The organism is Nocardioides sp. NPDC047086 (assembly GCF_040643685.1).
GTDB lineage: Bacteria > Actinomycetota > Actinomycetes > Propionibacteriales > Nocardioidaceae > Nocardioides.
On record NZ_JBEYUV010000075.1, the window covers coordinates 1 to 8,242 of the forward strand.

Genomic DNA, 8,242 nt, shown 5'->3' on the forward strand with positions numbered 1-8,242 from the left:
GCCCACCCCCAGCTCCACACCCTCGTCAACGAGGCCACCAAGCTCGCCGGCGCCGCCGGCACCAAGGGCACCCTCGACATCGAGGTCGCCGACCAGCTCCTGGCCAAGATCGACGAGATCGCCGAGATCTTCTGGGCGACCAAGAAGGCCTGAGGCACGAAGGTCGAGGTGAGAGGAGCCAGGTTCCGGCGCGGCCGGGACCTGGCTCCTTCCTCGCTCCCGTCCCGGGCGGCATGGACGTATTACATGTGCGTCGCTCGTCGAGGACCTGCGAGGATCTCGCGACGGGCGGGTCGCCAGGTCGGCTCGTACCCCTCGTCTCGGAAGGAAGAGCATGAACACAGTCCGACAGGTCAGCGCCTTCGTGGGGCGCTGGTTCGCCCTGATCGTCCTGGTCGCCGGCGCCGTCGCGCTGGCCACCCCCAGCACCTTCGACGGCTGGGCGGCCCAGGTGCCGCTGCTGCTCCAGATCATCATGCTCGGGATGGGCATGACGCTGCGGCCCGTCGATTTCGCGATCATCGGCCGGCGACCGTGGGCTCTGCTGCTCGGTGTCGCCACCCAGTTCACGGTGATGCCGTTGCTCGGCTGGGGCATCGCGAACGCGCTCAGCCTCTCCGCGGTGCTCACCGCGGGGATGATCCTGGTCGGCTGCGCGCCCGGCGGCACCGCCTCCAACGTCATGGTGTACCTCGCCCGCGGCGACACCGCACTGTCGGTGGCGATGACGTCCGTGTCGACACTGCTCGCGCCCTTGCTGACGCCCCTTCTGGTCCTCCTCCTGATCGGGGAGGACCTGCCGGTCGCCGCGAGCGACCTGTTCGTCTCGATCGTGGAGATCGTGCTCGTCCCGGTTCTCCTCGGACTGGTGCTCCGGCTGCTGCTGCCGCGTCTCATCGAGCGTGTCATCGATGTGCTTCCGCTGATCTCGGTCGCCGGCATCACCGGAGTCGTGCTCGCGGTCGTGGCCGGAAGTGCCTCCACCCTGCTCTCGGTCGGCCTGCTGGTCGTTCTCGCCGTGGTCCTGCACAACGTCGCCGGCCTCGCTCTGGGCTACGCGGTCGGGCGACTGTGCGGCATGCCGGTCTCGAGCCGGCGCGCCATCAGCATCGAGGTGGGGATGCAGAACTCGGGGCTGGCCGCCGCGCTCGCCACCGTCCACTTCTCGCCCGCCGCCGCGCTGCCTGCCGCGATCTTCTCGGTCTGGCACAACGTGTCCGGCTCGATCCTGGCGAGCTACTGGTCTCGGCGCCCCATCGAAGGCGACGAGGTCACTCCGCAGAGCGTGGCCGCACCAGCCGATCGTCGGGGATGACGGCCGAGGGCCTTGATCATCCCTTCAGCCCCGGAGGCGCTCAGCGTGCGTCGCGGGCACCTTGGCGACGGGCGCCCTGCGCACGGGAGGACGCGTCACGCTTGAGGCCTCCGGTCGTCCGCGTCGCGTCCCGCCGCGCACTGGGCACGGGCGTACCTCCGTCGTTCGCGGGAGCGGCAGGAGGTGGCCCGGCGCCGGCGGCGGCTCGTGCCGCGGCGAGCCGTTCGGCCCGCAGCTCCTGCGAGGCCTTCCTCGCCGCCGCACTGACCTGGCGACTGACCTGGGCCAACACGGACTCGAAGACCTCCGCCTTAGCCCGGGCGCGCTGGTTCTGGTCATAGGCCTTACCACGTCCGCCGACGCTCTCGACCGCAGCGCTGGCACCGCGGCGGTAGACCTTCAGGTGCTTGCTGCGCTCGCGTCTCACCCGCTCGTGCAGCTGGTCCTCGTCGAGCTCGCGCAGGGCAGCAGGGTCCGCCTCACGGACAAGAGCTGCTTCCTTCTCGGTCAGGGAATTCAGCAAGCCTTGTTCACAGGACCCTCCGGTGCCTTCACCGACGACTGCGCCGCCCCCGGTTGACGCACACGGCGCAGACCCATGCTACGCCCGGCGCAGCGCCTCCGTCCGGTGTTCAGAGCCCGCCCGGGGACACACCGGCTCAGAGGAGGCCGAGACCGGTGGCGTGGCGGCGTACCGCCTCGCTGTCGGCGACGAGCACGAGCGGCACCTCGTCGCCCATGGTGCTCCACACACGCTCGACCCGGCCGTCGTGAGGATCGAGCCGCACCTCGCGGATGTAGACCGCGAGGATCCGCCCGGGATGGCGGCGGACGGTGTCGGCATAGGTCTCCGGATCGTGCTCACCGGAGTCGCCCAGGAGGACGAACCGAAGGCCGGGGTGGAGCGCGAGGACCTCGTCGATGCGCCCGGTCTTGGACTCCCGGCCGTCGGCACCGCCGAGCAGGTCGCGCAGCAGCAGCGGGCCTCGGGGGAAGTCGCGGTGGCGCACGAAGGCGTCCAGGAACGCATGCAGGTTCCACGGGCTGGAGGAGATGTAGAAGACCGGGTTCACGCCGGCGGCCAGGTCTCGGTAGAGCTCGGGTGCACCCGGGAACGGCGTACGCGTGAGCGCCGACCCGGTGAGGGTCTGACGCACCATCCGCCAGACGCGCTGCACCCCCGTCTCGAGGATCGTGTCGTCGATGTCGGAGATCACGCCGAACTGCGCGTCGCCGGCGGGAACGCGGATCTCCACCGGGGCGCGGTAGTCGCCGACCAGGCCGCGGTACTCGCCGGCCATCTCGACGGCGCCGCGGGTCCACGGTGCTTCCAGCGCCTCCGGGTCGGGCCGCAGTCGCACCACGAAGTAGCCCTCGTCGTCGGTGACCGTCTCCACCGCGGCATCGCCCACGGTGATCCGCAGCGGCACACCCGGCAGCTCGTCGGTCACGAAGTGACCGATCGTGCGGCGTACGGCGGCACCCAGGCCCTCGCCCTCCGCCGCCTCCGACGGCGGTGGATCGTCAACGACCCGGCCGCGTACGACGACCCCTTCGGCACTCCCGTGCCCGCCATAGCTCTTGATCCGGAAGTCCGCCGGCACCCGCGAGCCCGCTCGGCGGAGTCTCGCCGCGTCCCACGCGCGCTCCAGCCCGAGCATCCATCGACGTGCCGACATGGCCACAGCCTAGGGCCCCTCGACGAGCGCCCGGCGGGTGTCGATCAGCCAGTCCTTGTAGTCGAGGTGCGCCTTGCGCAGCGCGACACCCGGCCAGTCTGCGGGAAGCAGCTCGTCGGGCAGGGCGGGGTCGACGAGCAGGTGACGTACGGAGGTGGCGCAGGCGGTGAACCGCAGCACCGGGTCATCGGTGTCGGTGGCCGCCAGCAGCTCGCGCGCCCGGTCGGCCCACCCCGCCAGGTCCCACAGCCTGCCGGCAAGCTCCGCAGGGTCGGTCGTGGGTCGCATCGTCAGCCGCTCGCACAGTCCGGCGAGATCATCGGACCAAGCGAGGTCGAGGTTCGCCGGGCGAGTCCAGACGCCCTCACGCAGCTCGGCCAGACGAAGCTCCGTGAGCGTCGTGCGAAGGCTCGCCCGGTCGGCGGCGGAGCGGCCGGTGGCGGTCACCACGATCAGGTCCCATTCGCCGGCCCACGCGCTGGTCGGCACGTGGATCGCCGCTTCCTGGCGGCGCTGGCGGTGGCTCAACCTCTCGGAGAGCCGGTATCTCCCGTCCGTCGTCCGGACCAGGTCCTCGGCGGCGACCATGCGAGAGAGCGCGACCCGGACCGTCGTCTCCGAGAAGCCGACCAGCCCACCGCCCGCGACGAGCTCACGGGCGGACAGCGTCGGCACCTCGGCGCCCATGAGCAGGCCCAGGAGCGCCGAACGGGCGGAGACAGGGCGAAGGGCGCTCGCGGTGGCAGCGGTCGATGGCATCCTTCGGATCTTACATGAATCCCGCATTCGCAGACGATGTGTTACTTACATTATTGCCACAGTCGCGGGAGGTATGTAACGTCCCCGGCATGAGCCTTACTGGACGCACCATCATCATGTCGGGCGGCAGCCGCGGCATCGGCCTGGCCGTGGGCATCGCCGCGGCCAAGCTCGGAGCCAACGTCACCCTGCTGGCGAAGACGGACAAGCCCGACCCGCGGCTCCCCGGCACCGTCCACACCGCCGCCGCCGAGATCGAGGAAGCGGGCGGTCAGGCCCTGGCAGTGGTGGGAGATGTCCGCGACGAGGCCTCGGTGGAGAACGCGGTGGCACAGACCGTCGAGCGGTTCGGCGGCATCGACATCGTGCTGAACAACGCCTCCGCGATCGCGCTCGACGGCACCGAGGACCTGCCGATGAAGCGCTTCGACCTGATGACGCAGATCCAGCTGCGCGGCACCTACCTGCTCACCAGCAAGTCGCTTCCCCACCTGCGCGCATCGGACAACCCGCACATCCTGTCGCTGTCTCCCCCGATCAACCTGTCGCCGCAGTGGCTCGGCGCGCACCCGGCGTACACCCTGGCGAAGTACGGGATGAGTCTGCTGACGCTCGGCTGGGCGGCGGAGTACGCCGAGCACGGCATCGCCGCCAACTGCCTGTGGCCGGAGACCCTCATCGCCACGGCCGCGGTGCAGAACCTCCTCGGCGGAGACGCCGCGGTGGAGAGGTCGCGTACGCCCGAGATCGTCGCCGACGCCGCGGTGGAGATCCTGGGGCGTCCCGCGCGCGAGTGCACCGGCAACACGTTCCTCGATGTGGACGTGCTCCGGGCTGCCGGAGTCACCGACCTCTCGGCGTACGGCGGGACCGGCGACCTGGAGTACGACATCTTCGTGGACCGGTCGTGACGAGCCTGGTGAGGGAGCGGCACGGAGATGTCGAGATCCTCCGGCTCAACCGCCCCGAGAAGCGCAACGCGCTCGACACCGCGACGCTCCGCCTGCTCAACGGCGCGCTGACAGAGCTGGCCGATGACCGCGAGGTTCGCGCGGTCGTCTTCTCCACGACGTCGCTCGATGCGTTCTGCGCGGGCGCAGACGTCACCGAACCCCTGGAGGCGGCGGGCGGGATCGCCCGGATGGAGGCGTTCGCGGAGCTCTACCGGCTCGTCGACCAGGTGCCCGTGCCGACGATCGCTGTCTGCGTCGGCAACTGCGTGGGTGCGGGCGCCGAGATCATCGCCGGCTGCGACCTACGCGTGGCCGGGGACAATCTCAAGCTCGCGTGGGCGGGGGCTCGGCTCGGCGTTCCGGTCGGGCCAGCCCGACTGACCCAGCTCGTCGGCCTCTCCCGTGCCAAGGAGCTGATCTACACCGGGCGCCCCGTGGGGGCGGACGAGGCTGTCGCGACAGGCCTGGCCCAGCGTACGGCTCCCGCCGACGAGGCCGAGGCGACCGCTCTCGAGCTGGCCGGGCTCGTCGCGCGTCAGTCGTCCGACGGGATCCGCACCCTGAAGGAGATGTTTCGCGAGCTCGAGGCCAGTGCCCAGCGCATCACGTACGAGAACGAGCGGCTGCTGGACTTCCAGCGGAACAGCGTCGGCCTGCCGCAGGGCTGACGGTGGACTCGAGGGGCCTCGGCCGGTCAAGTGACGGCGCCGACGAGCACGGCGGCCGCTGAGACGGCGAGCGTCCCGATGACGAGCGGGCGCAGCCGGGCCGGCGGTACCCGCTTGAAGATGGCCTCGCCCAGCCTCCATCCGACGGGCAGCCCGGCTACGCCGCCCAGGGACAGGATCAGCCTGGTCGTGCAGGGTGACGGCGGCAGCATCATCAACATCTCCTCGATCGGCGGAAAGCTGAGTGGCGCCGGGACCGGCGCCTCCACGGCGTCCATGGCCGCGGTGCAGTCGCTGACGTCCTCGGCCGCCAAGGAGCTGGGACACACGGCATCCGGGTCAACGCGGTCTGCCCCGGCGTGACCGAGACCGGACGTCTCGACGACCGAGACCCGGAGTCGTGGCGCGCCTACGTCCGCGCCAACCTGCTACTCGGAAGGAGCGGGGAATCCCACGAGGTGGCCGCAGCGGTGGTCTTCCTCGCCAGCGACCAGGCCGCTTGGGTCACCGGACAGGCGTGGAACGTCGACGGCGGACAGCTGACGGTCAGGTGACCGCGTCCCACCACCCAGCCAGCACCGACCGAAGGACGAGAGGAAACCGAAGCAGCATGATCACCCGTGACGAGGCCGTTGCCCTGTTGACCGCGCCCGGAGCGCCTCTCGAGATCCGCACGGAGGACGTCCTGGGCGAGCCCATGGACGTCTACGTGAACCGGCCGCGGTCGCTGCGTGAGCTCCTGGAGTCGTCACGAACCCACGGCGACCGGGACTACCTGGTGACGTCAGGGCGGCGGATCGGCTTCGCCGAACACCACGACCAGGTCGCCGCCCTCGCCCGGGTGCTGCGCGAGGACTACGGCGTCGGCCGGGGCGACCGGGTCGGACTGTGCGCGGCGAACTGCCCCGAATGGATCGTCGGGTTCTGGGCCGCGGTCTCGCTCGGCGCCGTCGCCGTCGGGATGAACTCGATGTGGGCCCGACCCGAGCTCGCCCACGGCGTCGAGCTCACCGAGCCGAAGGTCATGATCGTCGACGAGCCGCGGGCCCGGCTGGCCGAGGGGCTGGACGTCCCGTTGCTGAGGGTCGAGTCGGACCTGCCGCGGATCGCGTCCGAGCACCCGGGCACGCCCTTGCCGGAGCTGGACGAGGAGATCGCCGAGGACGATCCCGCGGTGATCCTGTTCACCAGCGGCACCACCGGCCGGGCGAAGGGCGCCACCCACACCCACCGCAACGTCATCGCCGCGGTGTGGTTCCACCTGCTCAACGACGCCGTCGCCGCCGAGATGGGGCTGCCGCAGGCGGACCGTCGGTTCCTGCTGGTCTCGCCCCTGTTCCACATCGCGTCGCTGCACAACCTGGCGGTCGTCCGGCTCGTCGTCGGCGACGTGGCGGTCCTGTATCAGGGCAAGTTCGACATCGAGCAGGTGCTGCGGCTCATCGAGCAGGAACGGATCACCAACTGGGGTGCGATGCCGACCATGCTGACCCGCATCATCGAGCTCGGTGACCGGCTGCAGGAGTTCGATCTGTCGACCTTGCGCAGCCTCTCGGTCAGCAGCGCACCGTCCTCGCCCGGCCTCAAGGAGGCGCTGCGGACGGCACTTCCCCAGGCCGGCAGATCCCTGGGCACGACGTACGGCCTCACCGAGTCGTGCACCGCCGCGACCCTGGCCTCGGCGGCCGAGCTGGCTGCGGACCCGTCGACCGTGGGGCGCCCGGTGCCGACCGTCGAGGTCGAGATCCGTGACACCGAGGGCCGTCCGGTGCCCGAGGGGATCGAGGGCGAGATCCACCTGCGCGGCGCCCAGATGATGCTCGGCTACTGGAACAACGCCAAGGCGACGGCCGCGTCGACCGCGCCGCACCGGTGGTTCCGTACGGGCGATCTTGGCCACCTCGCCGACGGTCAGCTCCACATCGCGAGCCGGCGCTCCGACCTGATCCTGCGCGGCGGCGAGAACATCTACCCGGCCGAGGTCGAGGACCGCATCGTCGCGCACCCCGCCGTACGCGAGTGCATCGTGATGGGTGTGCCGGACCCCGACTACGGCCAGGCGGTCGCTGCGGTCGTGGTGCTGCACCCGGGGGAGAACGTCTCGCCCGAGGACCTGTGCGCTCACACCGCGGCCGGGATCGCGCGCTACAAGGTGCCGACCCGCTGGCAGATCACGCTCGACGAGCTGCCCCGCAACGCGACAGGCAAGGTCAACCGCCGCGACGTCCGGCTGACCTGAGCACAGCATCGGTGAACGTCGTCCCCTGCCGCACCAGCAGCCTCTGTACGTGCGGCATGTACCTGATGTCGGTCGCCGCCAGGTCATCGACGTTGATCATCAACACGTTCGGCCGCCCCGACTCCAACCGACCCGGAAGCGCCGCCGCCTCCGCCGTCGACGTCGGCCCGCACAGCACTCCCACCGTGCTCGCCACCGCCACCGTGGCGATCGCGACCCGCTTCGACCTTGCGTCACCAACCGAGGGGCGCAGAACACCGCCGGGCGACAGTCTCCGGAGGGCGGCAGCGAACGAGCGATGACATGAGAGATACAACGAGACTCCGGCACAGAATCGGACAGATAAAAGCGTCTCCGATCCCGAGCCGGCGAGCAAGGCAGAACTTAACCTCCGAAGGCATTTCCCCGCAGGGCGTTCAGGACTCTGTTAACCACTTGTCCATCAGCCAACCGCTGGAGGCAGTTCCTGCCCCAGTTGACAGGCCAGCCGTCCGTCTCATCCGATGCCAGATGCGGCGTGTACCACCTCGGGCTGGAACGATCCCGGCGGCGGGGTGACACCGTTCTCGCGGCACCAGGCACCCGGCGGACGCTGGTACTTACGCGGAATACCGTTGGACGGCTCCAAC

11 protein-coding genes are annotated in these 8,242 nt (G+C 70.4%); 8 read left to right on the forward strand and 3 right to left on the reverse strand.

Annotated features, from left to right (window positions below):
• Together ABZ796_RS27380 and ABZ796_RS27385 are read left to right on the forward strand one after the other, a co-directional pair.
• Window positions 1–153: superoxide dismutase [Ni] (locus ABZ796_RS27380; RefSeq protein ID WP_357341038.1), on the forward strand; the 153-nt coding region annotated here is incomplete at its 5' end.
• 181 nt (window positions 154–334) lie between these two features.
• A complete protein-coding gene (locus tag ABZ796_RS27385) occupies window positions 335–1,315 on the forward strand; it encodes a bile acid:sodium symporter family protein (RefSeq protein ID WP_357341312.1) in 981 nt (326 codons plus the stop codon).
• 40 nt (window positions 1,316–1,355) lie between these two features.
• On the opposite strand, the gene ABZ796_RS27390 is transcribed toward ABZ796_RS27385, so the two are convergent.
• The 3 genes from ABZ796_RS27390 to ABZ796_RS27400 form a co-directional block, all read right to left on the reverse strand.
• Complete coding sequence (locus ABZ796_RS27390; protein ID WP_357341314.1) at window positions 1,356–1,838, reverse strand: hypothetical protein; 483 nt, start codon at window positions 1,836–1,838, stop codon at window positions 1,356–1,358.
• Between the two features lie 136 nt (window positions 1,839–1,974).
• Entirely contained in the window at window positions 1,975–2,994 is a 1,020-nt protein-coding gene (locus ABZ796_RS27395; RefSeq protein WP_357341315.1) for a phosphatase domain-containing protein, read from the reverse strand.
• A 9-nt stretch (window positions 2,995–3,003) separates the two neighbouring features.
• Window positions 3,004–3,753: a PaaX family transcriptional regulator C-terminal domain-containing protein gene (locus ABZ796_RS27400; protein ID WP_357341317.1), complete on the reverse strand. Its 750-nt coding sequence runs from the start codon at window positions 3,751–3,753 to the stop codon at window positions 3,004–3,006.
• Window positions 3,754–3,842: 89 nt separating this feature from the next.
• Between ABZ796_RS27400 and ABZ796_RS27405 the strand changes: the two genes are divergently transcribed.
• The 6 genes from ABZ796_RS27405 (at window position 3,843) to ABZ796_RS27430 (ending at window position 7,915) form a co-directional block, all read left to right on the forward strand.
• Window positions 3,843–4,664, forward strand: coding sequence for an NAD(P)-dependent oxidoreductase (locus ABZ796_RS27405; RefSeq protein WP_357341319.1), 822 nt, complete (start codon window positions 3,843–3,845; stop codon window positions 4,662–4,664).
• A complete protein-coding gene (locus tag ABZ796_RS27410; protein WP_357341321.1) occupies window positions 4,661–5,374 on the forward strand; it encodes an enoyl-CoA hydratase/isomerase family protein in 714 nt (237 codons plus the stop codon). The genes ABZ796_RS27405 and ABZ796_RS27410 overlap by 4 nt, the downstream gene beginning before the upstream one ends.
• 120 nt (window positions 5,375–5,494) lie before the next feature.
• Entirely contained in the window at window positions 5,495–5,737 is a 243-nt protein-coding gene (locus tag ABZ796_RS27415) for an SDR family NAD(P)-dependent oxidoreductase (protein ID WP_357341322.1), read from the forward strand.
• Window positions 5,734–5,928 carry an SDR family oxidoreductase gene (locus tag ABZ796_RS27420; protein ID WP_357341324.1) on the forward strand — a complete coding sequence of 65 codons (195 nt, stop codon included), beginning with the start codon at window positions 5,734–5,736 and terminating at the stop codon, window positions 5,926–5,928. Before ABZ796_RS27415 ends, ABZ796_RS27420 begins: the two co-directional genes overlap by 4 nt.
• A gap of 56 nt (window positions 5,929–5,984) precedes the next feature.
• On the forward strand, window positions 5,985–7,613 hold the full coding sequence (locus tag ABZ796_RS27425; RefSeq protein WP_357341326.1) for an AMP-binding protein: 1,629 nt from the start codon (window positions 5,985–5,987) through the stop codon (window positions 7,611–7,613).
• Window positions 7,614–7,624: 11 nt separating this feature from the next.
• Window positions 7,625–7,915 carry a hypothetical protein gene (locus ABZ796_RS27430; protein WP_357341328.1) on the forward strand — a complete coding sequence of 97 codons (291 nt, stop codon included), beginning with the start codon at window positions 7,625–7,627 and terminating at the stop codon, window positions 7,913–7,915.
• Window positions 7,916–8,242 lie beyond the last annotated feature (327 nt).